This is a genomic window from Nostoc piscinale CENA21 (assembly GCF_001298445.1).
Lineage (GTDB): Bacteria > Cyanobacteriota > Cyanobacteriia > Cyanobacteriales > Nostocaceae > Nostoc_B > Nostoc_B piscinale_A.
On record NZ_CP012036.1, the window covers coordinates 5,767,848 to 5,792,136 of the forward strand.

A 24,289-nucleotide genomic window follows, 5' to 3' on the forward strand; every position below is an offset into this window, starting at 1 on the left:
CTAAATTTGCGGCAGCAAATTCTACAAGAGTTTGTCAGGCGTGATGGGCAAATCTCTGATTCGCTTGCCGGTCGCGTGAAAAACCGCATTGGCGATCGCTGCCGGAATTCCGACCATACCGAGTTCGCCCATGCCTTTAACACCGAGCGGATTGACGATTTTATCGTCCTCCTCAACAAAGATCGTTTCGATCTCCAAGATATCGGCATTAACCGGCACATGGTAGTGCTGCAAATTCGGGTTCATGATCCGCCCGTAACGATGGTCGATTTCAGTCGCCTCTTGCAGTGCCATGCCGATGCCCCAGACAACGCCGCCAACTTCCTGGCTGTGCGAGGCCTTCGGATTCATGATCTTGCCGCTGGCAGTCACTTCAATGGCCCGCGTAACGTGGACAGTCCCCACATCTGGATCGACCTTCACTTCAATGAACTGCGCGCCGTGCGCCAACGTCGCATACTTCTCGCGCTCCTCTGAGGGACGCGACTCGAATGTTTCCGTGATTGCGGTGAGACCATTACGCTTCATCACTCCAGAGATATTGACGAAACGCGACGGGTCGCTTTTAGTCGCAGTCTCCCGTCGAGCATCTCGACATCGGCGGCGGCTGCCCCCTTGAGCGGAGAATTCGGTTCCTGGTTTGCGAGTGCGAGCAACTTCGTGCCGATGGCCAGAGCCGCGCCGCGCACGGCCGAGCCGACGCTCGCCGTCGTCCAAGATCCCCCCTGCGACGGTGAGCGAGGGAACTTCGTGTCGCCGAGTTCAAATTTCACCTGCTCCAACTTCAGCCCCAGATACTCAGCAGCGATCATGGTCATCACGGTGTAGGTGCCGGGGCCGATGTCACTGGTCGCACTAGCAACTTGCGCCGTGCCATCCACCCGCAGCGTGATGAGGGCGGCAGCAGGCATCTGGAAAGCGCCCCAGACGCCGGTTGCCATACCCCAACCGACGAGTAGGCGTCCGTCGCGCATTGAGCGCGGCTCAAACTGGCGCTTCTTCCAACCGAATTTTTCCGCGCCGAGCCGATAGCACTCCCGCAACGCCTTACTCGAAAATGGCTTGCCGCTCTCGGGGTCTACTTCGGCGTAGTTGATCAGCCGTAGTTCGAGCGGGTCGATCTTGAGCGCGTAGGCCAGCTCGTCCATCGCGCATTCGAGCGCAAACATACCGCTAACGGCCCCCGGTGCACGCATCCAGGTCGGGGTGGGGAGGTCAGTGTTGGTAATCTTCAGCGGCGCGTAGAGGTTCGGGCAGGCGTAGACCTGGCGCGTGAAAAGTGTGGTTTCGTCTGAGAACTCCTCGATGTTGGAGGTGTTGTGTACGACTTCATGAATCATCGTGGAGAGCTTTCCCGATCGCTCTGCGCCGAGCGCGACCTTCTGAATCGTGTACGGACGATAGCCGTGGCCAGTGAACATTTGTGTGCGCGTATAAACGACCTTGACTGGGCGTTTGAGTTCCCGGGCCGCCATCGCTGTCAGCGCCGGATAATAGTTCGGGCGCAGCGACGATCCGAAAGCCCCGCCGACGAAGGGTGAAAGCACGCTCACGTTTTCCTCAGGCACGCCGAAGCTCGAAGCCAAATGTGCACGCACGCCATAGACCCCCTGCGTCTTGTCGAAGATCGTGAGCTTGTCGCCTTGCCAGACCGCGATGGCCGCGTGCGGCTCTATAGGGTTGTGGTGCTCGATAGGAATGCGGTACTCGGCCTCTACCTTCACAGCCGCTGTACGCATCGTCTCTTCCGGATTACCGCGCGTTAAAGTATGTTCAACAACTAACGGCTGAGTCTCAATCGCCGCTGTACGCATCGTCTCTTCGGGATTACCGCGCGGCTTTAGAGGCGGCGCTTGGGTGGGGACGCGCGCGATCGCTCGCACCGCCTCGGTGTCGGTCGTGTGCGGCTCTGTGTTGTAGGAGACTTTGACCAGACGTGCCGCATAACGCGCCTGCTCGTATGTCTCAGCAACGACGAGTGCCACAGGCTGCATATTGAAGAAGATTTTGTCGGACTGGAGCGCCCGAAACGACTTGTCTTGCTCATCGGTAGCGCGCGACGGAGCCTGCACCATAGAAAACTTCGGATCGAGCTTTGGTGTGTTCAGGTGCGTGAAGACACGAATTACGCCCGCAGCGCGTTCAGCCTCACCCGTGTCGATTGATTTAATCGTGCCCTTTGCTACGGTTCCCAGCACGATAAAACCGTAAGCGAGATTGGAAACCTGAAATTCTGCGGCGTATTTTGCCTTGCCCGTCACTTTGGCGATGCCGTCTACGCGGCTCATTTCTTTTCCGATGTATCTTGCCATTTCTTTTATTCTCCCTACTTACGCAACACCGCCCGACATCGCTCGCTGCAAAGCGAGAACAATGGCGCGTTTTCCGAGTTCGACTTTATAACCGTTATGTTCAAGCGGTTTCGCATCTTTGAAAGCCACTTCGGCAGCAGCCCGAAAAGTTTCTTCCGTCGCTGGTTTTCCGATCAAAACTCTTTCCGCTTCGCCTGAACGCCAAGGTTTATGCGCGACGCTTCCCAAAACAACGCGTGCCTGTTTGATGTTGTTGCCTCTTGTTTCTAAAGCAGCAGCAACGGCAAGCAGTGCGAAAGCATATGAAGTGCGATCGCGAACTTTTAGGTAATAAGACTTGTCGGCGAAGTTATTCCTCGGCATTTCGATGGCAACGATCAATTCCCCATGCTGAAGATTGTTATCTTTTTCCGGCGTGTCGCCCGGCAAGCGATGAAAATCCTGGATCGGGATTGTGCGTTCTCGCCCGTTCGTGCCCCGAACCTTCACAACCGCGTCAAGCGCATAAAGCGCATTCGCCATATCGCCTGGGTAAGTTGCCACGCATTTATCGCTGTAGCCAAAAATGGCATGAATGCGATTGAGTCCCTGAAGCGCTCCGCATCCGCTGCCAGGCTCGCGTTTGTTACACGGCATAGCGATGTCGTAAAAATACTGGCAACGGGTGCGCTGCATTAAATTTCCCCCGTTGGTCGCCATATTGCGAAGCTGTACGGTGGCACCAGCTAAAATCGCCATTGACAGAAGCGGGTAATTTTGCCGGACGAGCGCATGGTTAGCCGTATCAGTATTTTTGGCTAACGCGCCGATAGAAATTCCGTTCGAGGTCGATCGAATTTCCGCCAGATTCAAACCTAAGATGTCAACAAGTTCGCTGGGACGCTCGACGTATTCTTTCATCAAATCAATCAAATTTGTCCCGCCTGCGAGAAACTGTGCCGTTTGATTAGCGGAAACGGTGCCAACGGCGCTTGCTGCGTCGGTTGCGCTAGAATATTTAAACGATTTCATCGGCTTTGCCCTCATTGAATGCAATGGCAATTTCTTCATCGCTTGCAAAATGCCTGGTCTGGGCTGTTTCGCGCCCGGAATGAACTTCTTTGATTGCCGCAACGATTCCTGGATAAGCGCCGCAACGGCAAATGTTGCCGCTCATGCGTTCTCTGATTTCTTCATCAGAGAGTTCTAAATTCTGGGGACTCGTCCGCAAATTGTTAGTGACGTGACTCACGTCGCCGTTTTTGGCTTCCTGCAAAAGCGCCACTGCCGAACATATCTGCCCCGGCGTGCAGTAGCCGCACTGGAAGCCGTCGTGTTTGATGAACGCCGCCTGCATCGGATGAAGATTGTCGGCGTCAGCCAGCCCTTCGATAGTCGTCACCTCTTTTCCCTCGCAGCTCGCGGCAAGTGTCAGACACGAAAGCACGCGGCGTCCGTCAACGATCACTGTACAAGCACCGCACTGTCCTTGATCGCACCCTTTTTTGGTGCCGGTCAATCCAAGTCTTTCGCGTAGGGCATCGAGCAGCACCGTGCGCGAATCCACTTCCAGGCGTTGAGTAGAGCCGTTGATTTTCAACAAGACCTTAACGGCGTTTTCCACCCCAGCGGTCGAAGCGAACACTGCGTCGGGCGAAGCGGCGAGCGTGGCAAAGACCTCCTCTTTAGCCAGCAGGTGGAAGGCGAAGGTGCCGAGTGCCGCAGCCATGTTTTGCTCCAAGAATTTTCGGCGAGCAGCACCGACAATACCGAGTTCGTCGAGTAGTGTTTTTTCGTCCGCGCTGAGTTGCTCATCGCTTTCGGTTAGATCGAAGTCTTGTCGTTCTTGATTGTCGTCCATGATTCTCCTTGCAACATTCTCGAACAAGCCCTGGACAAGTGTTTGTTTTTCGCGCCGACTCTTCTCACGGTCTGCACCCACCAAAGGCGCAGAAGCACCTTTGCTCAATCCGCCCTTACACTGCAAGAGTTGCTTGTCTATCAGATAAATTCTCTAGATATTGCATCACCAGTATCATCGCCAACCGCCAAGGTGCTTGCGCTGGCTGACCCCGTTGTGGATACAGTGATGCGAAATCTTCATCCTTATAAAAGACTCCAAGTTCATCACGCAGTCGCATATATAAATTACCTTTGGGGAACGCGGCTTTGGCTACACGTACCGTTTCATCAGGAATAGGAGGAAGTTCTTCGGGATGTAAGCACATATAATGCCTCCACAGGTATTCCTTCTGGTTTATTGATTATTGAAGCAGCTAACTTAATTTTTTTCTCCCGTGTAATACACGGAAAGGGATATCTATCTTCTCCAAGTGATACACGGTAAATCCACCGTTTTTTTGTTAAGCAATATTTCGCCAACGGTATCCGTATCTCGGCGGCCACCCAAGAAGGCTTATTTAAACCTGTGGTAGCTCATAGATACCCCAATAGTTAATATCATGCTTCTTCAAAATGACTTCAGCATTTTGAATCTCCTCATCTTTGCCTTTTAGTACTAGTAAATATTCACAGCACTGGATGCGATCGCAATAACGTCTAGCTCGGTCTTCAGGAATACCTAAACTAGCTAGCACCTTTACTAAATGATTTGTGGCTATAGTACTAACTGCAACACCCGCTACACTGATAATGAATGCTGTTCCAACCGAACCGACTGCAATTATTACTCCAATACCGCCAGGAAGTACCAAACTGCTAAGACCAACTAATACGCTTCCCCAAAAACTTGCAGTTAAAGCGTCACCAACTGCTCCAGTTGTATCTACACTTTGATTGTTGATACGCGAACTGACTGATACTTCGCCAATAGGATTTATGCGATCTGCAAATTTTGCAAAAATCGCAACTTTTTCCATTGGAAAGCTTGAGGCTTTCAATTCATTAACTGATTGCTCCACTGCTTTACGGTTAGTAAATACTCCAACAGCGTGCTTGTTATCTGTTGTAATCATATTATCCTTATTTCAGTGAGGCAGCACTAGCTCACCAATAAAACCGAAAGTTATTTCAACAAATTAGTAAATAGTTAACAGTAAACTGTTTTTCAGTTGGGAGTCAAAGTTCCTCACCACTATTGCGTGCTACGTTTGAGTTGGAGATTTAGACCCCAACTCAAACTTTGATAACTGATAACTGCTTTAAACTCTTGCCCTATGGTCAGGAAGACTACGAGAAGCTAATGAAAGCATGATCATCCAAACACCCGTCAACAAAAAATTAATCCCTACAAATACTCCCAATACCCAAACTGTGCTGACAGGCCATTGAGCTAGAATCAAAATCCCTAGAATAATAGCCATGATCCCGCTAAATAGTACCCAACCCCAGTTTGGATCTCGACGCATTTGAAATGCTGCAATCACCTCCAATACACCCTCAATAAAAATGATCAATCCAAAAGCTAAGGTGAGAGAGAGCGCAGCACCAAAGATGTTGCTAAGCAGCAGAATCCCACCAATTACGTATAGAACACCAACTACTAGTGTTGTCCAGAAGCCTCGTTTGTGACGTGATTGAAATGCATGAACAATTCGGACGATGCCAGCAATAATTAAAGTCCAGGAGAATACGATTGTGATGGCAATAGTGGCAATAAATGGTTCTGCGATCGCTGCAATTCCCAGCAGAATCATCAAAACACCTAAGACAATTGGCAATGCTGAATTTGTTCTGGTTTCTCTAAAATCTTCAGAAGTCATAGCTTTTCAAAAAATGTTTTGATATGTTGTTAAATTTTGAAAGAGAGACGCGATTAACCCAAGTCTTTCCAAGAGTTATCTCTCCCTTGTACTCCTCTGCCCCCTCTAAGCATTGACCAGTTCAGGTGATAAGCGCTTCAACACCAGTCGTTCGTGTTCCACATGGACGTAGATTGTGTCGCCTTCGTGGAACTCGCCGCGTAGAATCGCTTTGGCAATCGGAGTTTCTAGTTCTCGCTGAATCGCCCGCTTCAGGGGACGAGCACCGTAAACTGGGTCATAACCGACCTGAACAATCCAATTGAGAGCCTCGTCGGAGATTTTGAGCGAGAGTTTACGCTCGCGCAGTCGCTCCTCTAAACGCTGCACTTGTAGTTTGACAATTTCGCGCAACTCGTCCTTCCGCAAGCTATGGAAGATAATGATTTCATCAATGCGGTTGAGGAATTCGGGGCGGAAACTTTCTCGCACTGCTTCCATGACGCGATCGCGCATTTGTTCGTACTTGCTATCGTCTCCTGCCACATCCAAAATGTATATTGAACCAATATTGCTGGTCATAATCGCGATCGTATTTTTAAAATCTACTGTGCGTCCCTGAGAATCAGTTAGGCGACCATCATCCAGGATTTGCAGCAGGACGTTGAATACATCAGGATGAGCTTTCTCAATTTCGTCAAACAGAATTACAGAATAAGGTCGGCGGCGAATCGCTTCGGTGAGTTGTCCGCCTTCTTCATAGCCCACGTAACCTGGAGGCGCACCGATGAGACGGGCAACAGTGTGTTTCTCCATGTATTCGGACATATCGATCCGCACCAGTGCATCTTCGGTATCAAACAGATATACCGCTAAAGCTTTTGCCAGTTCTGTTTTTCCCACCCCGGTCGGGCCTAAGAAAATAAAGCTAGCAATGGGACGATTCGGGTCTGCCAACCCAGCACGGGAACGTTGAATTGCATCAGCAACAGCTCTTACAGCTTCGTCCTGACCAATCACACGTTTATGTAGCTCTTCTTCCAGATGCAAAAGTTTTTGCATTTCCGATTCAACCAGTCTGCTCACCGGAATACCCGTCCACTTGGAGATAATTTCGTCAATGTCAGCTTCGGTGACTTCTTCGCGCAACAGAGATTTACCGCTAGTCTGGATTTGAGCTAGTCGCGCTTCGGCTTCTTCTAGTTGTCGTTGCAGCTCAGTGAGTTTGCTGTATTTCAGTTCTGCTGCCCGGTTGAGGTCGTAATCGCGTTCGGCTTGCTGAATTTCTACGTTGACACGCTCAATCTCTTGTCTAATTTGGCGAATGCGATCGATGATTTGCTTCTCTGCTTGCCATTGAGCATTGAGGGCATCTTGGCGTTCTTTTAACTCTGCAAGTTCTCTCTCCAGCCGTTCTAAACGCTCTCTGGAAGCACTGTCTGTTTCTTTTTGCAGTGACAGCCGCTCCATTTCCAGTTGCAGAATTTTGCGATCAATTTCGTCTAATTCTTCTGGTTTGGAAGTAATTTCCATTTTTAGTTTAGCCGCAGCTTCATCCACCAAATCAATAGCTTTGTCGGGTAGGAAGCGATCGCTAATATATCTCGCAGACAGAGTAGCTGCTGCAACTAACGCACTATCAGAAATCTTCACACCGTGGTGTAACTCGTAGCGCTCTTTCAAACCGCGCAGAATTGAGATGGTATCTTCCACACTGGGCTGATCGACATACACCTGCTGAAAACGACGTTCCAAAGCCGCATCTTTTTCAATGTACTTGCGGTATTCATCTAGCGTGGTGGCACCAATACAGCGCAGTTCGCCGCGAGCGAGCATCGGCTTGAGCAAGTTGCTAGCATCCATCGATCCTTGCGTTGTACCCGCACCAACTACAGTGTGAATTTCGTCAATAAACAAGACGATTTGTCCCTGTGCTTCTTGGATTTCTTTTAAGACAGCTTTCAGGCGTTCTTCAAATTCTCCCCGGTATTTGGCTCCGGCAATTAACGCACCCATGTCTAAAGCTATTAGTTTGCGATCGCGCAATGATTCCGGGACATCACCACTGACAATGCGCTGCGCTAATCCTTCTACAATTGCTGTTTTACCGACACCGGGTTCACCAATCAGCACGGGATTATTTTTAGTCCGACGAGAAAGGATTTGAATCGTGCGGCGAATTTCTTCATCTCGTCCAATCACTGGGTCGAGTATGCCTTCACGTGCCAATTGGGTTAAATTGCGTCCGTATTTTTCTAGCGCTTCATATTTAACTTCTGGGTTTTGATCTGTCACTTTTTTGACTCCCTCGAATCTGTTGAATGATGTTGCGGAGTTTTTTTTTCATCCAGTCCAAATTCTTGAAACAACCCTTTACCAAAGCGATCGTCTTTGGCAAAGGCAAGTATTAAATGTTCAATAGAAATATATTCATCACCAAACTCTTTGCGGTATTGTTCGGCGCGATCGAGCAGCCTCTCTAAACTGTGTCCGATGTATACCGAACCACTGCTAGCCCCCGATACTTTGGGCTGACGGTTGATGAAGTCGATAGTGCGCTCGTGTAGTTTTTGAACATTTACCCCGGCTTTGTTGAAAATAGAACTGGCGAGTCCTTCCTGTTCCAGTAGCGCTAGCATCAAATGTTCGCTCTCAATCTGCTGATGCTGAAACTGCTTGGCAATTTCGGGAGTACGAACAAGGGCTTCCCAGGCTTTTTCGGTAAATTGCTCGGGATTGGTTGGTTGCATAATCGTGCCCCTTAGCTGAGAAATAAATTATTTTGTTAACGCTCTTAATTACGAATTTTTAATTCAGCACGGTAGGCACGCAGTTGCGCCTTGAGTTGGTCAATTTCAGTTACCATATCTAGCACCATTGCTGCTCCGACCCAATTCAAGTTCAGATCGCGGTGCAACCTTTGAATCTGCACAACGCGAAAGATATCCTGTCGGCGCAGCATGATTCCTACAGGTTCAATTAGTCCCAGGCGGACAAATCGTTCTAGTAATAAAACCGAGGTTTGGGTGAGGTAGGCGGCTTGCTCGAAACTATAGAGGCGATCGCCTGTTTCTGACCACACCACGCAAGACAAACTCAGGTTAGAACTCATAACCGCACCTCCGTTAAGCCTTGACGGGAATTAAAACTACTGACCTGCCGCAATTTTTCATAGCACTCTCTTTCTTGGGGACTCAAATCTTTGGGTGTCACAATTTTTAACCGCACGATCAAAGCGGTACGATTACCTTTTGGATCGCGCCCAGCCCTTGCCACGTAGTCGGAGTGCTTGGCCGGAATCCACACCGGCCGGAATCGTCATCGTTACCTTGCCATCGGGCGTAGGAACATCTATTTGTGCGCCAAGTACAGCTTCCTCTGGGCTGACAGGTACTTCGCAAGCAAGATTGTCGCCCTCAAATTTGAAGAAAGGATGGGGCAATAATTCAATTGTCAGATACAAATCAGCGCGTTGCTGGTTAAAAGGACTCATCTGTCCTTTGCCTTTGACTCGAATGCGGCTTCCCGATTTTACTCCCGGCGGAATGCGAACAGTGATAGTTTCTCCATCAATTTGTAGCCGCTTCTGTGTACCGTGAAACGCTTCAGAAAAAGTGAGAGCGATCGCCGCTTCTGTATCCTGTGCGGGAACATCAGTGAAGCGGACGAAAGGGTCTTCTCCATAGCCAAAGTCGGCGTATCCCCGGAATCCTTCTGGTCTTGTTGTAGTGCGATAATTAGCTGTGCGCTGCCTTGTACGACCGCCACTGCGACCTAACCCTCCCAGCAATTCATCAATGAAATCATTAAAGTTGCCATACTGGCTAAAATCATAACCTTGTGTACCCGCCCCTCTGGGTGGAGGTGTACCCGCCGCAGCCTGTTGCCAGTACTGACCATACTGGTCATACTTCTGGCGTTTTTCTGGGTCAGACAGCACTTCATTAGCTTCGTTAATTTCTTTGAACCGCGCTTCGGCTTGCTTATCGTTAGGATTTAAGTCCGGGTGATATTTCCGTGCCAATTTCCGATAGGCTTTTTTGATATCCTCCGGAGTGGCGTTCTTACTGACACCGAGAATTTGGTAATAATCTTTGAAATCGGTTGCTGCAACCATCAGCACCTCTTGAGATTAACGCGATGGGGGGCAGGGGCATGAGGAAGATGAGGGGTAAGGGGGAAAGGGTAAGGGGAAAAGGGCAAGAAAGTAATATTAATGTAATTTATTATGCCTTTACCCTTTACCCGAATGGCACGAAGAAAAGGTGAAACCTTGTCAGGGCAGGGTGTTGGGGGTAGAGTGTTGGGTGTAGTGTTTCAGATAATTGAATGCAACTGCGTCAAGGAGTTCAACATCTTCTTAATTCCCCACACCCTACACCCCACACCCAAAAGCCAGGAATACCAAGGATTTACGCTTTTCTTAGTGCCATTTCCCTTTACCCTTTAACCTTTTCCCTTTCATTTCTGGCTTCTGCCCTATTTGAGGAATCATCTGGTTTAACGACTTCGGATACTCGGTTGAAGAAACTAGAGAATTGTTCTTGAAGCTTGGCAAATGCGCCTGCTGTGTTCTCACGTGCCTTAACTTGCCGCTCTAGATTTTGAATTGCTTTGTCAAATGCTGCATACTCGCGATCGCCTCTGGCATATCCTAGTTCTTGAGCTAACTTGAGTTGGGCACGAGCATCTTCTAGCAACCTCTGTGCTGCGTCGCGATCCTTCTGTGCTAAAGTAACCGCAGTCACTAGATCGGTATGGGCTTTGATTAGCGGCAGGGGTCGAGCTTGTTCTGTGACCACTAAAGTTGAGAGCGCAAGTTGCAGCACGCCTTTGGCTTCATCAATTTTGCCTTCGTTCAACAACCGAGCTGCCTGCTTGGTAGCATCTGGATATCTCTCTAATGGCAGATTGACGATTGCTGTGCGAATCTCGCTCATCAAGTTGTTCAACAGTTCGCGAGCCGCCGGAAAATCTTCTGCATTTACAGCAGACTTAACTTGTTTGCGAATTCGGTCAACCAAATTAAAATCCTGAGGGGCAAAATCGACGATCGCTACCTGAGCCGCCATCGGAATTAGAGCTAGTTTAGGGTATTGTGCTACTAGAATGTCAATTTTTCCAGTTGCTCGTTCTAGGGCAGCAATTGCTTCTTGAGTCTTTCCCCGCTCAATGGCAGCGATCGCTTTTTTAGTTTCTTCAATTGCGGCGATCGCTTCTCGATCCAGTTTACTTTCAGCCTCAGCTGTTGCCTGTTGCCTCTCCTTTTCAATCTCCTGCTGAAGACTAGTATCAAGCTGATTCAATCTTTCAGGAGATACCGCAGCAGAGCTAACTGCATGAACGGGAGCGATGAATAAAAGCGTGGAGAAAAGAATACCCACTAACAGGACTTGCAGCCTTCTAAAGAATCTGTGATATTGGTTCACGATCATTCTCCTGGTTTGTAAACTTGCTTTGCGCCTGGGATAGATGCCTTTTTCGTCGCGATCAAACATCTGTACCTTTTTGGGTCTAAGGATTATTCAGGTTTTCCCCTACAACGCCACTTGATGCCAGTCGCTACAACGCGCTTAACCCGACGCCAGGTGCTTTATGCCGGGAAACCCTTTCAGCAGTTCCTTCTGGGGGACTCGGGGCCCCCACGAAGTGGGGATTGGGGGAGAACCCCCAAGACCGGACTGCCGACGCTCCTGCGTCGCTACCGCTACGCTAACACCACCGCAGTGGCTCCCCCACACCCCCACACCCTTATACCCTTTCTTTGGTCACAAGCGTGCTGTAGAGAATTGTTGCCGATTTGGAAACCTTATCCAAATCGGTGTTTTGCAAGTTGCCACTGTTGATCGGGGTTACAGCATGGCTAACCCTCACCTTGATAGGTTTAAACCCAATCAAGCATTAGCTGTTTGCTGACTTTGGGTTTGCTGACTTTCATGAGATGGTCTGTTGACTCTGGACACCCGGTTGAAGAAACTAAAGAACTTTTCCCGGAGTTTGGCAAATGGACTTTCTGTTTTCTCCTTTGCCCTGATTTGCCGCTCAATGTCTCTGATTGCCCGGTCAAGTTCTTTGTACTCGGGATCGCGTCTAGCATAGCCCAGTTCTCTCGCCAGCTTGAGTTGGGTGCGAGCATCTTCCAGCAACCGCAGTACTTGGTCCCGATTTTGCTGGTCCTGATTCTGTTGATCCTGTCCCTGAGCGGCTAAAGCCATTGCAGCAGCTAGTTCAGTAAGGGCATTAATCAGTGGAATGGGTCGAGATTGTTCTGTCACCACCAGAGTTGAGAGTGCCAGTTGCATTACCGCTCTGGCTTCATCGTTTCTCCCTTGATGCAACAATCGGGCGGACTCCTTCATGGCATCAGGATACGTCTCAAGTGGCAGATTGACGGTTGATGTGCGAATCTCGCTCACTAGGTTGTGCAACAGTGCACGCCCAGTCGGAAAATCTTCCTCATTCACAGCCCTCTTAGCTTCATCGCGAATTGGCTCAATCAAATCAAAATCCCGAGGGGCAAGATCGATAATGGTTATCTGAGTTGACACAGGAACCAGAGCCAGTTCAGGGTAGCGTGCCAGGAGAATATCAAGTTTTCCAGTTGCCCGTTCCAGAGCTTGAAGTGCTTCTTGAGTATTTCCCTGGTCAATGGCGTTGATTGCATTGCGAGTTTCTTCGAGCGCGGCGATTGCGTCCTGATCTAGGGAACTTTGAGCCTCATTCGTTGCCTTTTGCCTCTCCTGTTCAATCTCCTGCTGAGATTGAGGATTGGGCTGATTCAATGTCGTAGAGTTCATAATCTTCTCCTTGTTTGTTAATTTGTTTTGGGTTTGGAATAGGTGTTTTTTTCATCGCGATCAAACAATTGTTCGATCTACTTCTAAGCCTTCACTAGCCCATTAGTTTTTCCTTTGGTCTTGTACCAGAGGCTTCTCCCCTGCTCCACTCGGACTGCTCCCTTGCCTCTTCGTTGATTGCAGGCGAGCTACAGCATTGGAAGCACGTGGGGACGGGGACCGGGCGGGAAAGCTTTATCGATCCGATCGAGCTCGGCTTCGGTCAACTGGAGATCCCCAGCCCCGGCGTTTTCGGCTGCGTGATCGGGGCTAGAGGCCTTGGGGATTGCGAAGAGCGAGGGCCGCCGCACTAGGAACCAAAGCGCAACCTGGCGAGGGGTCGCGTTGTGCGCGGCGGCGATTTCCTGCAGCACGCGGCCTCCCGTCGTGTGCGGATCTGGGAAGTGCCCGTGACCGAACGGGCTGTAGGCGACCACAGCGACGCCATGCTTCTCACACCAAGGAATCACGGCATGCTCGATCGCGCGCTCTTTCAAATGGTAAAGAACCTGGTTGCAGACGAAACGACCCTCGTCGGCGATCGCCCGGGCCTCTTCAAGGTCGGGCAGATCGAAGTTGCTCACTCCCCAGGAGAGAATCTTCCCCTCGTGCTGAAGCTGCTCGAAGGCGGCAATTGTGTCCTCCAACGGGTGCTGACTGCGCCAGTGCAAGAGGTAGCAGTCCAGTCGATCAGTTTTGAGGCGAGCAAGCGACTTCTCGCAAGCCGCCATCGTCCCGCGCCGAGAGGCATTCTCGGGAAGTACCTTGGAGACCAGGAAGACCTCATCGCGTCGCCCGAAGATCGCCTCGGCGACCACTTCCTCGGCGATGCCGTACATCTCGGCGGTATCAATATGGGTCATGCCGAGATCGAGACCTCGACGCAGCGTGGCGATTGCGGAGGCGCGATCGCAGCGATCGATGTACCAAGTCCCTTGACCGATCACCGCGACCTCACGCTTTGTGGAACCAAACCGACGCTGTTCCATGCTTGTTCTCCTGATTAGATTCTTTTCTTTTGCAAGTTAGCAATTACACTTCGTGTACACTACGCGATTACACTCTGTGTACGCTGCGCGAACGCGCCGATGCGATCCTCACTCTCCATCCTCAGGCTCGTTCCTGATGTCGGTCAGGCTTAGGGCGAGATCGTGATCCGGTTTTCCACTGAGGTGATTCCTGGTGCCGACCACGCTGCCCGCTCCGCCTCTTGCTTCTCAGCCCAGGAGCGCACCGCCCCCCTCAGGATGACCTTGCTCCCCTCCACCTCGACCGTGATCCGCAGCGCGTCGGTCTCCGCGCTGCGCACCAGCGCCTGCTCAATTTTCTGCTTGAGTTCCGACGGCGACACGCGGGGCTTGATGGTGAGCAAGTTGGTCACCCCCTTGACGCCTTTCAGGCGGCGGACAACCCGCTCGGCATCGCGCTTCTGGTACTCCCACTCGACCACACCCCTGAGCGTGACCCAGCCCTTGGAGACCGTGACGTCGAGATTATCGATGGACACGCCGGCATCCCACTCCAGCGCATGAATGGCGGCTGCGGCAATGTCGGCGTCAGTGCGCTCGGCAGAGACCGGCAGCCGAACCTCGATGTCGTTGGCCACAGCCAGTACGCCACGGACGCGGTGGGCAGCTTCTTCGGCAGCCCAGCGCTTGTAAAAGGAATCGACCCAGCCTGTGAGCGTAACAACACCGTTTTTGACGGCCACGCCGATTTCGGTAGACTGGACGCGGGGATCCCACTTCAACTCATTCAGCACATCCTTTTGGATTTCCTCGTCAGTTCGGGTTGCGGTTGCAGTTGTCATGGTTGTTTCTCCTTTGAGCTACCTCTGGAAATTTACGATCTGACTTTAGACCTGGAATAAGTGCCTTTTTCGTCGCGATCGAACACCTGTTTGACCCGATCCCAAGCCTTCGTCAAGGCATTATCTTTTCCATTGGCTTCTCTGAACGACCGATTGTAGGTATCAACAAAAGTTTTTTGTGCGTCGTCCGACAGATTTGCTCTAATTTCTGGTGAAATCTGCTCATTATCTGCCAGTTCACCTTTTGGTTGACGGGGAATCTTCATGTCAGTGATAGCGACTTCTTCCGCACCCGCACTTTCTAACAGTGAGACAACTTCGTCTGCTTGTTCTTGTGGAACTTCCGCGACCAGTAAAAACTCACCTGCTTTCAGGCGTGTTTCGTAAATAGTAGCTTTGTCCTCCGGCATACCCATTGCGATTAAGGCAGATCCAATGCCTGCTCCCAAGGAACCATATAAAGCACCGCCTGCCGCTCCTAATAATGCTGCTCCCAAAGGGCCTGCTGCTACTACAGTTCCCAAAAAGGGAATGAACAACACACCCACACCCGTAAGTAAAGCCAACAAAGAACCAAACAGCGATCCGAAAATCGCTCCGGTGGCGAGTCCATCCAAGATCACATCTTGTTTAGTCACAAATCCGGAGATACGAGTTTCGGCGTGGAAGTCGCGACCAATAATCGAAATGTTATCTTTGGGAACGCTGCGATCAATTAGACGCTCAACCACTTCTTGCATCTTCTTCTCATCTTTGAAGATAGCAGAGACACTTTTGAGGGCGGTTTTTTCAGATGTAGAAGTCATAAAAATTACTCCAAATTAAAAAACTAGATAACATCACGAAATGTGGCGCAGATTTAAGGACGCGGGGATAGGAAGAGAGTATTTGATAATTTCACTGCGTCACCCTCTGGGTGACGCACGCAGGCTCGCTAAAGCAGTTCCTTTAACTCTGGGAACCAAAGCAACGGACTGTTCACTGCGTCTTGTTACTTTTGTTCCACAAAGTCTGCATCGATGACATCTTCACCGCCGCCTTGACGGTCTGTAGAAGTACCACCGTTTGGAGATGCACCTGCTTGTGAGTAGACCGCAGTGCCGATTTGCATCAGGGCTTGTTGAATTTCGTTGGTGAGGGACTTCATGCGATCGATGTTGTTCTGCTCAATTGCCTGACGCAAGTCTCGAATTAAGCCTTCCACGCGGGACTTGTCTGCTGGTGGCACTTTGTCGCCCAAATCCTGAAGTTGTTTCTCGGCTTGATAGGCAACAGAATCTGCCATGTTTTTGGTATCAATTTGTTCGCGCCGCCTACGGTCTTCTTCCGCATTGCGATCGGCTTCTTTCACCATCCGCTCGACTTCAGATTTATCGAGGGTAGACGCACCTGTGATGCTAATAGACTGTTCTTTACCTGTGGCTTTTTCTCTGGCAGTTGCTGACAGAATCCCGTTAGCATCAATGTCAAAGGTAACTTCGATCTGTGGCATACCTCTGGGAGCTGGAGGAATCCCATCTAGTCGGAAGGTTCCCAGGCTCTTGTTGTCGGATGCCATTTCGCGTTCGCCTTGCAGAACATGGATTTCTACGTTCGTTTGTGCATCAGCCGCCGTTGAGAACACCTCAGACTTCTTCACTGGGACAGTGGTATTGCGCGGAATAATCTTGGTCGTCACACCACCTAGAGTTTCAACACCCAGCGACAACGGCGTGACATCTAGGAGCAGTACGTCTTTTACCTCACCCCCAAGCACACCCGCCTGAATCGCTGCACCCACTGCTACGACTTCATCCGGGTTGACACCCTGGTGTGGGTCTTTGCCTATTATCTGCCGTACCAGTTGCTGGACAGCCGGCATTCGAGTTGCACCACCCACTAGGATTACTTCGTCAATATCTGCGGGACTCAGTTTAGCATCGCGCAGAGCTTGTTCGACAGGAATGCGGCTACGATCGAACAAGTCGGCGCACATTTGCTCGAACTGTACCCGCGTTAAGGTCATATCTAGATGTTTCGGGCCTTCCGGGGTTGCGGTAATAAAAGGTAAGTTAATATTCGTCTGTGTTGCGCTTGACAGTTCAATTTTGGCTTTTTCTGCTGCTTCGGTGAGGCGTTGCAGGGCTTGTTTGTCTTTACGGAGGTCGATGCCTTCGTTACGCTGGAATTCGGTTGCTAGCCAGTCTACGATTCTCTTATCAAAGTCATCACCGCCCAAGTGGGTGTCGCCACTGGTAGCTTTCACTTCAAACACACCATCACCCACTTCTAGGATAGACACATCAAACGTCCCACCGCCTAAGTCAAATACCAAGATAGTTTCGTTAGTTTTCTTGTCAAGTCCGTAAGCGAGGGCAGCAGCCGTTGGCTCGTTGATAATTCGCAGAACTTCAATCCCGGCAATTCTACCGGCATCTTTGGTGGCCTGCCTCTGAGAGTCATTGAAATAGGCAGGGGTGGTAATTACCGCTTGCCTCACTGGTTCCCCCAGATATGTGCTGGCATCATCTATCAGCTTGCGGACTACCTCAGCCGAGATTTCTTCGGGTGAAAATTCTTTGTTCAGAGCGGGACAGTGTAGCTTGACATTGCCATTACTGTCACGTACCACTTTGTAAGTAACTTGTTTTGCCTCTTGGGTGACTTCATCATACCTGCGCCCGATGAACCGCTTCACAGAATAAAAGGTGTTTTCTGGGTTCATTACACCCTGGCGCTTGGCAATTTGCCCGACAAGTTTTTCGCCTTTCTTGGTGTAGGCAACCACAGACGGAGTTGTGCGACCGCCTTCTGTGTTCGGAATGACGACGGGTTGTCCGCCCTCTATTACAGCTATACAGGAGTTGGTAGTTCCTAAATCAATACCAACGATTTTTGCCATCGTTAGCAACCTCCTTCAAAGATTGAGATAAAAAATTGAGAGTTTGGATTCAGGACAAGTTGAATAAATGGTATTAAGAAGGCAGAGGGCAGAACGGGAATCCCCATAAATAAATTTAGGGGGATTTAACAACGGCTTCTGAAAGTAAGGATTTCCCGACTTGAGCAAACTGGCGTGGGCTTGTGACCTTTTGGCAGAGGGAAGAATCTATCCTTGAACCTTCTGCCCTCTGGCTCCTTAGCACTCAGGATTCGGCTGCGTTTTGAATCGCGGCTAACAATGAGCGGAGGTCGTAAGAGCCATCGTGGCGCACACCGTTGATGAAAAAAGTCGGCGTGCCGTTGACCCCGCTCTGGATTCCGCTGAGTAAGTCTTCGCGTATCTTGGCTACGTGGGCGTGCTCGGCGAGTTCGTGACTAAACCGAGGCACATCAAGACCGAGGTTAGCGGCATATTTTATTAGATGTTTGCGATCGAGCGCCTGTTGATGTTCAAAGAGATGGTTGTGCATCTCCCAGAACTTACCTTGCGCCCCGGCTGCCTCTGCTGCTTCTGCTGCCTGCTCGGCGTGGGGATGCACGCTAGTTAACGGGAAGTGGCGGTAGACAAAGCGCATGAGATCCCCGGTCAACTGCTGTAGTTCTTTGACGATGAAATGGGCACGACCGCAATAGGGACACTCATAGTCGCCGTATTTCACGAGGGTGACGGGTGCGTTTTTTGTCCCTCGGATATGGTCGCGTTCGCTAACTGGGAGGCTAAGTTCGCCCATTGCTGTTGTGATCATGTTGTCACCTCCTGCTCTTAAGGGAGTGCTTTGGAAAACATTGCGTCACTGCCCTTGCCCGTTGCCCCTGTGCCCGTCACCTAAGTTTACTTTCACAACCTTGTTCCTATCTTCTTCAGCCTTGGGCAGCCTCAGCTTGAGAATGCCATCTTTGTATTCTGCTTGCACCTGATCGTGCTGGACACGGGTAGGCAACGGAATTACGCGCTGGAACCTGCCATAGCGAAATTCGGTGCGGGTGATGCCTCTTTCTTCCGTTTTGATTTCTGACTTGCGCTCACCGGAAATAGATACTGCCTCTGGCGATACCTGCACATCTAGGTCTTCAGCGTCTACACCAGGAACTTCTACCTTGAGATGAACTGCATCACGGGTTTCTTCTATCTCAGCAGAGGGAATAAAGGCAATGCCTTCCTCTCCTCTACGACCTGTCGGTGCTATGTCATCAAACAAGCGGTTTAACTGCCGCTGCAAACTTTCAACTTCTCGGAAAGGTTCCCAACGAACGAGTGCCATAATTTTAAGTCTCCTGATCATCTATACTTGTTAAGTCTTCTGATGATCTATATTTGGGTGTTTAGAATTCTGCATTAGACTGGGTTTTGTCAGTCGCTGAAACAGCGTTGCTCTCATGCCAGTGCTGAACTCTGTTTACACTATAAAAAAGAAATCTAAGGACTTTCTGAGGAAATTATGATGATTGGGGATTGGGACAAGGCAAAATTGTAAGGGGAAAAACAAATCACTTCCCTTTAACCTTTCTTAGTCACGCCAGTTCGCTCAACGGGGGAAACTCTCCGAAGTTGCTCCACTTGGTGAGGAAGTTCAAGTCTTGGATGCCACATCCTCCACGATCGCCAGGACATCTTTTTCAGACAACAACACGTATTCTTCGCTACCGAGTTTAATGTCGGTTCCGGCATATCTGGAATAGAGAACTCGCTCGCCAATTTTCACTTCCATTGGCTGACGAGATCCATCCTCATTACGCTTCCCCGGGCCGACTTGCACCACTTCTCCAATCTGTGGCTTTTCTTTGGCGGTGTCGGGCAATAAAATTCCCCCAGCAGTTTTTTCTTTCGCTTGCGCGACCTTAATAAAGATGCGTAGGCGTAGCCCGTCGTAGACATTGCCCAATGGTTTTACTGTCGAAATACTCAGCGATACGGCTGCCATAGGCTATTTGAGAGGGCAGGAGGCAGTAGGTACATTAGTGAGTGGGCTTTAAACCCACAACTAAAGTTTTTGTCATCTTTCTTCTGTACCCCGCAGTATGTCTCCTACCTTTTTTGTCAAAAATATTGATTGGTACTGCTCAGTGCTTATTACCTTAACCAAAAAATCCAAGGACTTTTTGAGGAAATCATGGAAGTTGCAAAACAGTTGTATGGCAAAAACCGGGCGTGCAAGAATTTCTGTTGAGGTTCAGCTTAATTGAGTACGATGGTGGAATGTACTGAATAGTTGCAGAGATCGGCTGAGTTGCAAAGCACCGCAAATGTGATTTGCTGCTGTAGACTCAGTAAATAGATGGAACGGCATCGAAAAATGGGCGGGGGCTACTTCCGCTTTTTTGTCAAATACCAAGATTAACAATGGTTAAGCGCCTAAATATGCCTTCCTGGAAACTGCGATCGCCATTGAAAGCAAGCGTTAAGCTGTTTTAGGACTTACGCCTCTAGTTGATCCCACTGTTGTGCAACGCCAAATTTTTCACCTTCTCTGTCGTTTAACTGCATAACCGTAAGGCACAGGCCAATTAGGTTCTTCATCCAAGCTACAACGGGCATAAATCGACCAGTATGGATTGCGGAGTAATTCTCGACCGATGAGAACCAAATCTGCACACCCACGAGTAATTATTTGGTCGGCATACTCAGCCTCATTTATCAGCCCCACAGATCCTGTCATGATCCCAGCCTCTTCTCGGATTTTGGCAGCAAAAGGGACTTGATAGCCTTTCTCCACAGGAATTCTGGCATGGGGTACTAAACCTCCTGTTGAAACATCGATCAAATCAACGCCTAGAGTCTTTAGTTCACGGGACAATATGATTGATTGCTGGAGATCCCAACCTCCTTCTACCCAGTCGGTAGCGGAGATGCGTACAAAAAAGTGGCATCCCGTTGGGCAAAACATTTCGTACTCGCCTTACTACCTCCAGTAATAAACGCATTCGGTTCTCCAACGAACCGCCGTAACGATCTGTTCGGCGATTACTGAGTGGTGAAAGAAAAGAATGCAATAAGTATCCATGTGCTGCGTGGATTTCAATAATTTGAAAACCTACTTGCAGGGCACGCTGCGCTGCTGCAACGAACGCGAAGATCGCTTCTTGAATACCACACTCATCGAGGGATATCGGTACAGGAGCGTTCTCTTGAAAAGGAATTGGGCTAGGTGCGACAGGCTGCCAACCTCCTTGTTCAGGTGTCAGTGGCGTACCGCCCAACCAAGGAACATTGCAACTTGCCTTCCTTCCAGCATGGGCTAATTGAATCCCTGTAACAGATCCCTGTTGGCGAAGGAAGCGCACAATGCGAGTTAGTGGCTCGATTTGCTTGTCGTCCCAAAGCCCAAGGTCGCCAGGTGTAATCCGTCCTTGGGGTGTTACGGCTGTCGCTTCAACCATAATCAGACCAGTTCCTCCCACAGCCCGACTCCCTAAGTGGACGAAGTGCCAATCGTTAGCAAATCCATTCTCTGCTGAGTATTGACACATTGGTGACATCGCCACGCGACTTGGCAAGGTGATATCTCGAATTATTAGTGGAGTAAACAAATCCACTTCGGGTATTTCCGAGTCGTGCAGACTCCTTGATTGACAGCCTTGATAACCTGGGGTTTTTAATTCGGTCTGGGCTGGAGATGATGACAAAGTTGTTATGTTCTGTGTAGTCATGATTTGATTTTTCGGTGCTTTATGAACTCACACTTAACGTTTGACTTTCAACTTTTTTTTGGCAGACTGATAGGTGGAAACTGGTATTTATGAATCTTGACGATCGTGTTCTCAAAGGAGTCTCTGCTGATTTGCGATCGCCTAGGTTGGGGCATAGCCCATCGCATCTTTGTGAGCATATTCTCCCAAAATTCCCGCTTGTTGTGAATCAAGCTCACTGAACGCAGCAAAGCGACCATATAAGATTAAAACATCACCGGGACGGACATAGGTAGAACCTTGCGGTGCGCCGATGTATGACCCAGCCTAAATTAGAGTGGCATGTTGGCTCCCACCCAGTTCCATAACATAGACATTGTTTGCTGAACTTGAACACTAACGCTAGTTGGTAAATCTAAGGAAAATCTGAGGAGATGCTGGGAGGCAGAAGGTAGGAGGTAGTCCAGGGGGAACGCATCTTATTTCCTAGAGCCGTTAAAAATCAGGTTGTATAAATTATAGCTATTGAAGCAGCTTAATAGTTACTTGAGACAGATGGTTATTTATTAAACAATTCAATAATATGACTTCAAAACAAATTTGATGTTATCCATGACTACAACCGTTACTCAAATGAAATGTGCTTGTCCATCTTGCCTATGCGTTGTTTCTCTGACTGATGCTGTCATCAAAGATGGTAAAGCTTACTGTGGAGAAGAATGTGCCAATAATCATCCCAATGGGCAAGGCTGTGGTCACACAGGCTGTGATTGTCAATCCAATTCGCTTTTTCCCATTCACAATTCGCAGTTACAATCAGTGGTAGCTTGAACTCACGACCTAGAAGCACCACTGAATCAAAAATTCAGTGGATAATTTTAATGCACTCACGCTCTTTCTGGGGTTCAAAAAGCGTGACAAGACATAGTGAACCGGACGCTTACCTAATGATTAAGTACACAATCATGAAGCAGAGCATCTTTTACTACTGATAGGTCAGTAGAAATGAAAACCGATAAATTTTATCAGGTCACTGTCGGGTTAGTTACAGCTTGCAGTGGGGCAAAGTCTGAGTAAACTTCAGTGGGCAGACAACGCAAGATAATCATCAGTAAGTCAGCTTTAACTTGAGGCGTGGAGAAATCCACAATTCGCCGGAACTTGGTCATAGTAAGGACTGTAGCCACCTCAGCTATGTGATTTAAGGCATCTTCAGGCGATGATTCGGCTTCGTCAATCAGCGTCGGGAAGTATTCACGGGCAAACCACCTTTCCTCATCGCTCAAGTCTGTGAGATTTTTATTACTACCGCTATGAAGACTATCTAATACTCACCGTTCGCGTAATAGAGAATGAATTTGATGAAATAGGGGATATGTGAAGAAGCAAGCTTTCCGAAAACAGGCACTCGCCAAGCCTTGTCCCAGCAAAAAACTTGTTGTGAAGTAACTTTAGGTGGTAAGAGTGAAAAATGGCACACATACCCCAACGAATAATTTCAGAACGAATCGATGATGTTGTTCTGCTGCTAGAGGTGATGAAAAAAATGGGACTGCCGGAAATTTAGTTCGGCGAAGGCTTCTATAATTGCGATTTGAGACATGGGAGAGATGCATTAATGAGTAAACTTGAAAACCAATACCAACTCTTCAAGTACAGTATAGGAAGATATCACGTCTCATTAGGATTATGCCAACCGCCATCTGGGGGAATCATGTGATCCGCTAAAGGAGGCCCCCAGGTATGAGGTGCGTATTCGTAAACAGGGGTTGCTCGATCTAGGATAGGAGCAACAATTTGCCACTGTGCTTCTACTTCATCCTGGCGAGCAAATAACATGGAGTCGCCTTTCATGGCATCTTCAAAAAGCCGCTCGTAGGGATTCATCTCATTGCTATGCTCGACTTGAGCGACTAGTCCGACTTCGCTACCCACCATTCCGTCGCCTGGGGTTTTAGAGCGAATGCCGATCGCAGTCAGCACATTTGGACTAAGACGAAAGTAGAAATAATTTGCTAATCCAAAGGCACGCTCGCCAAAAACATCCTGCGGCGGACGCTTGAGCCTGACCACAACTTCAGTAGTTGTACTCGGTAAACATTTGCCTGCACGAATGTAAATTGGAACGCTAGCCCAGCGCCAAGTATCAATGTTGAGCTTAACCGCCGCGAAGGTTTCGACCTTGGAATCAGGAGCTACACCAGGTTCCTGGCGATAGCCCTTGTACTGCCCGCGCACTACATTTGAGGGTTCGATTGGATCTATGGATTTGAGCAATCGCGCTCTTTCATCTCGGATGGCTTCATGCTGCTCGTTGATGGGCGGATCCATCATTAAACACGCCGTCACCTGAAGTAGATGATTTTGCACCACATCCCGAATAGCGCCTGTCTCTTCATAAAACTGTCCCCGTCCATCTATGCCAAATTTTTCAGCCATCGTGATTTGGATGCTGGCAATACTGACGCGATGCCAAATAGGTTCGAGTAATGAATTGGCGAAGCGAGTGTAGAGAAGGTTTTGGACTGGTTCTTTTCCCAAGTAATGGTCAATCCGAAAAATATGACTTTCGGGAAAGACAGAGTGCAGAATGCAGTTCAGTATTCTAGCCGATTCTAGATCGCGTCCAAAGGGTTTTTCTACCATAACGCGACCATTCTTTACACAACTTGATTGACCTAACCCTTCGACAACCGTCGCAAACAAACTGGGAGGAATGGCTAAGTAATACAGAGGAGCTTCAGCTATTTGGAGTACCTGGCATAATTTATCATAGGTGGCGCGATCGCTATAATCACCAAAAATATAGTAAAGTAATGAACACAGTTTCTGGAAAGCTGCCTCATCAACGCCTACCTGTTCCTCCAGGCTCTTACGCACATAAGATTGTAATTGTTCGATGCTCCAATCTCGCCTACCCACTCCAATAATTGGAATGTCAAAATGACCGCGCTGAATCATCGCCTGTAAGGCAGGAAAGATTTTTTTGTAGGCTAAATCACTTGTGATCCCAAAAAATACCAGGGCATCAGAGAGTAAAGCTGCCATGATTAACCTCCATATCGACGCGGACAGAGGAAGCAGGAGAGCAGGGGGGTAGAA

The 24,289-nt window shown here is 49.2% G+C and carries 21 protein-coding genes and 4 pseudogenes; 3 read left to right on the plus strand and 22 right to left on the minus strand.

What is annotated here, in order from left to right:
• Positions 1-21: 21 nt before the first annotated feature.
• The 10 genes and pseudogenes from ACX27_RS34695 to ACX27_RS24725 all read right to left on the minus strand — a co-directional run bounded on the left by ACX27_RS34695 (position 22) and on the right by ACX27_RS24725 (position 10,109).
• Positions 22-528 carry a xanthine dehydrogenase family protein molybdopterin-binding subunit gene (locus tag ACX27_RS34695; RefSeq protein ID WP_250635676.1) on the minus strand — a complete coding sequence of 169 codons (507 nt, stop codon included), beginning with the start codon at positions 526-528 and terminating at the stop codon, positions 22-24.
• A complete protein-coding gene (locus tag ACX27_RS24685; RefSeq protein ID WP_250635677.1) occupies positions 528-2,312 on the minus strand; it encodes a xanthine dehydrogenase family protein molybdopterin-binding subunit in 1,785 nt (594 codons plus the stop codon). Before ACX27_RS24685 ends, ACX27_RS34695 begins: the two co-directional genes overlap by 1 nt.
• Positions 2,313-2,330: 18 nt before the next feature.
• On the minus strand, positions 2,331-3,323 hold the full coding sequence (locus tag ACX27_RS24690; RefSeq protein ID WP_011316775.1) for an FAD binding domain-containing protein: 993 nt from the start codon (positions 3,321-3,323) through the stop codon (positions 2,331-2,333).
• Positions 3,310-4,260 carry a 2Fe-2S iron-sulfur cluster-binding protein gene (locus ACX27_RS24695; protein ID WP_199313121.1) on the minus strand — a complete coding sequence of 317 codons (951 nt, stop codon included), beginning with the start codon at positions 4,258-4,260 and terminating at the stop codon, positions 3,310-3,312. Before ACX27_RS24695 ends, ACX27_RS24690 begins: the two co-directional genes overlap by 14 nt.
• Before the next feature lie 10 nt (positions 4,261-4,270).
• Positions 4,271-4,519, minus strand: a pseudogene (locus ACX27_RS24700) (transposase); the annotation flags it as partial.
• 192 nt (positions 4,520-4,711) lie between these two features.
• Positions 4,712-5,266: a general stress protein gene (locus ACX27_RS24705; protein ID WP_011316772.1), complete on the minus strand. Its 555-nt coding sequence runs from the start codon at positions 5,264-5,266 to the stop codon at positions 4,712-4,714.
• Positions 5,267-5,452: 186 nt separating this feature from the next.
• Positions 5,453-6,013: an HdeD family acid-resistance protein gene (locus tag ACX27_RS24710; RefSeq protein WP_062296315.1), complete on the minus strand. Its 561-nt coding sequence runs from the start codon at positions 6,011-6,013 to the stop codon at positions 5,453-5,455.
• 105 nt (positions 6,014-6,118) lie between these two features.
• A pseudogene (gene clpB, locus ACX27_RS24715) lies at positions 6,119-8,742 on the minus strand (ATP-dependent chaperone ClpB).
• Positions 8,743-8,786: 44 nt separating this feature from the next.
• Positions 8,787-9,104 carry a chaperone modulator CbpM gene (locus tag ACX27_RS24720; RefSeq protein ID WP_062296317.1) on the minus strand — a complete coding sequence of 106 codons (318 nt, stop codon included), beginning with the start codon at positions 9,102-9,104 and terminating at the stop codon, positions 8,787-8,789.
• A pseudogene (locus tag ACX27_RS24725) lies at positions 9,101-10,109 on the minus strand (DnaJ C-terminal domain-containing protein). Before ACX27_RS24725 ends, ACX27_RS24720 begins: the two are co-directional and overlap by 4 nt.
• Before the next feature lie 111 nt (positions 10,110-10,220).
• Here ACX27_RS24725 and ACX27_RS31980 point away from each other — a divergent pair.
• The gene (locus ACX27_RS31980) at positions 10,221-10,442 is read left to right on the plus strand and encodes a hypothetical protein (protein WP_144427525.1); all 222 of its coding nucleotides are present in this window, start codon (positions 10,221-10,223) and stop codon (positions 10,440-10,442) included.
• Here the strand turns inward: ACX27_RS31980 and ACX27_RS24730 are convergent.
• The 10 genes and pseudogenes from ACX27_RS24730 to ACX27_RS24775 all read right to left on the minus strand — a co-directional run bounded on the left by ACX27_RS24730 (position 10,432) and on the right by ACX27_RS24775 (position 21,208).
• Positions 10,432-11,490 carry a YfdX family protein gene (locus tag ACX27_RS24730; RefSeq protein WP_418006457.1) on the minus strand — a complete coding sequence of 353 codons (1,059 nt, stop codon included), beginning with the start codon at positions 11,488-11,490 and terminating at the stop codon, positions 10,432-10,434. The two genes, ACX27_RS31980 and ACX27_RS24730, sit on opposite strands and share 11 nt — an antisense overlap.
• Before the next feature lie 396 nt (positions 11,491-11,886).
• Positions 11,887-12,789 (minus strand): YfdX family protein, encoded by a 903-nt coding sequence (locus tag ACX27_RS24735; protein ID WP_062296319.1) that lies wholly within the window; start codon positions 12,787-12,789, stop codon positions 11,887-11,889.
• 188 nt (positions 12,790-12,977) lie between these two features.
• Entirely contained in the window at positions 12,978-13,817 is an 840-nt protein-coding gene (locus tag ACX27_RS24740; RefSeq protein WP_062296321.1) for an aldo/keto reductase, read from the minus strand.
• A 149-nt stretch (positions 13,818-13,966) separates the two neighbouring features.
• On the minus strand, positions 13,967-14,638 hold the full coding sequence (locus ACX27_RS24745) for a BON domain-containing protein (RefSeq protein WP_011316763.1): 672 nt from the start codon (positions 14,636-14,638) through the stop codon (positions 13,967-13,969).
• 32 nt (positions 14,639-14,670) lie between these two features.
• Positions 14,671-15,444 (minus strand): ChaB family protein, encoded by a 774-nt coding sequence (locus tag ACX27_RS24750; protein WP_062296322.1) that lies wholly within the window; start codon positions 15,442-15,444, stop codon positions 14,671-14,673.
• Positions 15,445-15,629: 185 nt separating this feature from the next.
• A complete protein-coding gene (gene dnaK / locus ACX27_RS24755; protein ID WP_062296324.1) occupies positions 15,630-17,519 on the minus strand; it encodes a molecular chaperone DnaK in 1,890 nt (629 codons plus the stop codon).
• 244 nt (positions 17,520-17,763) lie between these two features.
• On the minus strand, positions 17,764-18,306 hold the full coding sequence (locus ACX27_RS24760) for a DsbA family protein (protein WP_062296327.1): 543 nt from the start codon (positions 18,304-18,306) through the stop codon (positions 17,764-17,766).
• 45 nt (positions 18,307-18,351) lie between these two features.
• Entirely contained in the window at positions 18,352-18,822 is a 471-nt protein-coding gene (locus ACX27_RS24765) for an Hsp20/alpha crystallin family protein (RefSeq protein WP_062296329.1), read from the minus strand.
• A 309-nt stretch (positions 18,823-19,131) separates the two neighbouring features.
• Positions 19,132-19,482, minus strand: coding sequence for a co-chaperone GroES (groES, locus tag ACX27_RS24770; RefSeq protein WP_062296331.1), 351 nt, complete (start codon positions 19,480-19,482; stop codon positions 19,132-19,134).
• A 537-nt stretch (positions 19,483-20,019) separates the two neighbouring features.
• Positions 20,020-21,208 (minus strand): annotated as a pseudogene (locus ACX27_RS24775) (NADH:flavin oxidoreductase/NADH oxidase).
• Positions 21,209-21,297: 89 nt separating this feature from the next.
• On the opposite strand from ACX27_RS24775, the gene ACX27_RS35000 reads away from it, so the two are divergent.
• Positions 21,298-21,429: a hypothetical protein gene (locus tag ACX27_RS35000; protein WP_256364359.1), complete on the plus strand. Its 132-nt coding sequence runs from the start codon at positions 21,298-21,300 to the stop codon at positions 21,427-21,429.
• A 370-nt stretch (positions 21,430-21,799) separates the two neighbouring features.
• Complete coding sequence (locus ACX27_RS24780; RefSeq protein ID WP_062296333.1) at positions 21,800-22,018, plus strand: metallothionein; 219 nt, start codon at positions 21,800-21,802, stop codon at positions 22,016-22,018.
• 194 nt (positions 22,019-22,212) lie between these two features.
• Here ACX27_RS24780 and ACX27_RS24785 read toward each other — a convergent pair whose 3' ends face one another.
• A complete protein-coding gene (locus tag ACX27_RS24785) occupies positions 22,213-22,473 on the minus strand; it encodes a hypothetical protein (protein ID WP_011316752.1) in 261 nt (86 codons plus the stop codon).
• Between the two features lie 385 nt (positions 22,474-22,858).
• The gene (gene zwf, locus ACX27_RS24790) at positions 22,859-24,235 is read right to left on the minus strand and encodes a glucose-6-phosphate dehydrogenase (RefSeq protein ID WP_062296335.1); all 1,377 of its coding nucleotides are present in this window, start codon (positions 24,233-24,235) and stop codon (positions 22,859-22,861) included.
• Between the last annotated feature and the right edge of the window lie 54 nt (positions 24,236-24,289).

Excerpts from the sequence above, each read along its gene's own strand:
- ACX27_RS24685 (WP_250635677.1), bottom strand. The coding sequence starts at position 2,312 with ATGGCAAGATACATCGGAAAAGAAATGAGCCGCGTAGACGGCATCGCC.
- ACX27_RS24735 (WP_062296319.1), bottom strand. The coding sequence starts at position 12,789 with ATGAACTCTACGACATTGAATCAGCCCAATCCTCAATCTCAGCAGGAG.
- ACX27_RS31980 (WP_144427525.1), top strand. The coding sequence starts at position 10,221 with ATGCCTTTACCCTTTACCCGAATGGCACGAAGAAAAGGTGAAACCTTG.
- dnaK (WP_062296324.1), bottom strand. The coding sequence starts at position 17,519 with ATGGCAAAAATCGTTGGTATTGATTTAGGAACTACCAACTCCTGTATA.
- ACX27_RS34695 (WP_250635676.1), bottom strand. The coding sequence starts at position 528 with ATGAAGCGTAATGGTCTCACCGCAATCACGGAAACATTCGAGTCGCGT.
- ACX27_RS24705 (WP_011316772.1), bottom strand. The coding sequence starts at position 5,266 with ATGATTACAACAGATAACAAGCACGCTGTTGGAGTATTTACTAACCGT.
- ACX27_RS24690 (WP_011316775.1), bottom strand. The coding sequence starts at position 3,323 with ATGAAATCGTTTAAATATTCTAGCGCAACCGACGCAGCAAGCGCCGTT.
- ACX27_RS35000 (WP_256364359.1), top strand. The coding sequence starts at position 21,298 with ATGAATCTTGACGATCGTGTTCTCAAAGGAGTCTCTGCTGATTTGCGA.
- ACX27_RS24760 (WP_062296327.1), bottom strand. The coding sequence starts at position 18,306 with ATGATCACAACAGCAATGGGCGAACTTAGCCTCCCAGTTAGCGAACGC.
- ACX27_RS24710 (WP_062296315.1), bottom strand. The coding sequence starts at position 6,013 with ATGACTTCTGAAGATTTTAGAGAAACCAGAACAAATTCAGCATTGCCA.
- groES (WP_062296331.1), bottom strand. The coding sequence starts at position 19,482 with ATGGCAGCCGTATCGCTGAGTATTTCGACAGTAAAACCATTGGGCAAT.
- ACX27_RS24745 (WP_011316763.1), bottom strand. The coding sequence starts at position 14,638 with ATGACAACTGCAACCGCAACCCGAACTGACGAGGAAATCCAAAAGGAT.
- ACX27_RS24750 (WP_062296322.1), bottom strand. The coding sequence starts at position 15,444 with ATGACTTCTACATCTGAAAAAACCGCCCTCAAAAGTGTCTCTGCTATC.
- zwf (WP_062296335.1), bottom strand. The coding sequence starts at position 24,235 with ATGGCAGCTTTACTCTCTGATGCCCTGGTATTTTTTGGGATCACAAGT.
- ACX27_RS24740 (WP_062296321.1), bottom strand. The coding sequence starts at position 13,817 with ATGGAACAGCGTCGGTTTGGTTCCACAAAGCGTGAGGTCGCGGTGATC.
- ACX27_RS24765 (WP_062296329.1), bottom strand. The coding sequence starts at position 18,822 with ATGGCACTCGTTCGTTGGGAACCTTTCCGAGAAGTTGAAAGTTTGCAG.
- ACX27_RS24730 (WP_418006457.1), bottom strand. The coding sequence starts at position 11,490 with ATGTTTGATCGCGACGAAAAAGGCATCTATCCCAGGCGCAAAGCAAGT.
- ACX27_RS24780 (WP_062296333.1), top strand. The coding sequence starts at position 21,800 with ATGACTACAACCGTTACTCAAATGAAATGTGCTTGTCCATCTTGCCTA.
- ACX27_RS24720 (WP_062296317.1), bottom strand. The coding sequence starts at position 9,104 with ATGAGTTCTAACCTGAGTTTGTCTTGCGTGGTGTGGTCAGAAACAGGC.